The organism is Alteromonas antoniana (assembly GCF_019249295.1).
Classification (GTDB): domain Bacteria; phylum Pseudomonadota; class Gammaproteobacteria; order Enterobacterales; family Alteromonadaceae; genus Alteromonas; species Alteromonas antoniana.
This window is the reverse complement of sequence record NZ_JAESDH010000070.1, coordinates 1-1,434: the sequence shown is the minus strand read 5'-3', so window position 1 is coordinate 1,434 and position 1,434 is coordinate 1. Positions and strand designations below refer to the sequence as shown.

The 1,434-nt window shown below is 48.2% G+C and carries 1 protein-coding gene; it reads right to left on the bottom strand.

The annotated features are described in order from the left end of the window. Positions 1-10: 10 nt before the first annotated feature. Complete coding sequence (locus JKP77_RS22085; RefSeq protein WP_218313330.1) at positions 11-1,339, bottom strand: IS4 family transposase; 1,329 nt, start codon at positions 1,337-1,339, stop codon at positions 11-13. Positions 1,340-1,434 lie beyond the last annotated feature (95 nt).

Below are 1,434 nucleotides of genomic sequence, written 5' to 3'. Positions count from 1 at the left end.
CTAATGCCAGTCAGTTAAGCTGACTGGCATTTTTCTTTGTGGGATATTTAGTCGGTCTCTTCCTCACAACCCGGGGGTAATACCTGTCAGGTCGTTTATCAGGTAACCTCATCATCCTCAGCGATTCCATCAGGTACTCATAGTGAACGGGCAATTTGGTTACTGTGTCTGGGATGGTGGTCAGGAAGAATACGAGGATGTGTCTCATGCAGAGGCTGAAGCTAAGCCTTGAAGGAGATAGCTCTGGCATGTCCTTCACAGCATCGAGCATCATCATTCTAATCAAGTTGTAAGCGAGCAACAAACCCCAGAGCTCCTGACGCACCATCTCAGGTTTCTTGCTGCGAAGTGTCAGTTTTGCCTGATGTAGTGTCTGTTTCATTTCCCTGAAGCCCAGTTCGATTTCCCAGCGCTGAACGTACACATCAACAATCTCATCATAGGGGAACTGCATACTATCAACCATTGAACTGAGTACACGGTATGTTTTCCCGTCTACTTCGTAGCTGGTCAGTCTGGCTTCGAGGGTTTCAGGTAAAGCCTCGAACTTCTTTCTGGCCTGGGGGGAAGTCTTGAGGATGATGACAGCATCATCCTCGCTTAGTTGATGCTTCACGGTGTACTGTAAATCTTTACGGGCGGGCAGCATCCAGTGCGTATTCATACCTTTAGTCGCCCATAGGTACAGTAACCCCAGTGAGTAATAACCTCTGTCGAAGAGGGTCAGTGAGTTATCCGGAATCGAAGGGATAAGACGCTCTGCGAGAGACATCTCTCCGACATCACGACTGTCAAACGCACTGGCCAGAAGAAGGTGACTGGACGTTTCCATCAGACTACACATGCGTACCTGCGGGTATGGATTATCTCCTTTGGCATTCCGTTCACAACTGAATGCTGCAAGATTCTCAGCGGTATCCTGAGCACGGAACATTACGCCATCAACCGCCAGTACGTTTAAACCACACCACTGTTCAAAGGCATATTCACCAAATGCCCGTTGCGCCATCAGCTTAAAGACGTAACCAACCGCTTCGTCCCCCAGTCTCTGGCGAGCCTGTACGACGGCGCTGGGTGCAACAAAACGATTTTTACCCGGTAGCGAGACGTCGAGTTTATTGGCGATATCCCAGACAGGATCGTTACGAAAGAGACTCATACCCACAATGGTAAGTACGACTGAATCCAGCGGCAATCGGCGACGCCTGACAGTCGCTACACCCGACAATGCATAAGCTTGCTGAAGAAGCTCAGGGTCAACGAAAGACATCAGCTTATCGAGAGCATTCAAATCTTCTGCGTGGCTAAATGTTTCATCGAGGTTTGTGAGTAAAGACATAAAAAAATCCGATACCAGAGACTGATATCGGATTTTGAAGCCTTGAAAAGATCGGTCAACCGATCATCAAAATAATCTTAACTGATCGGCATTAG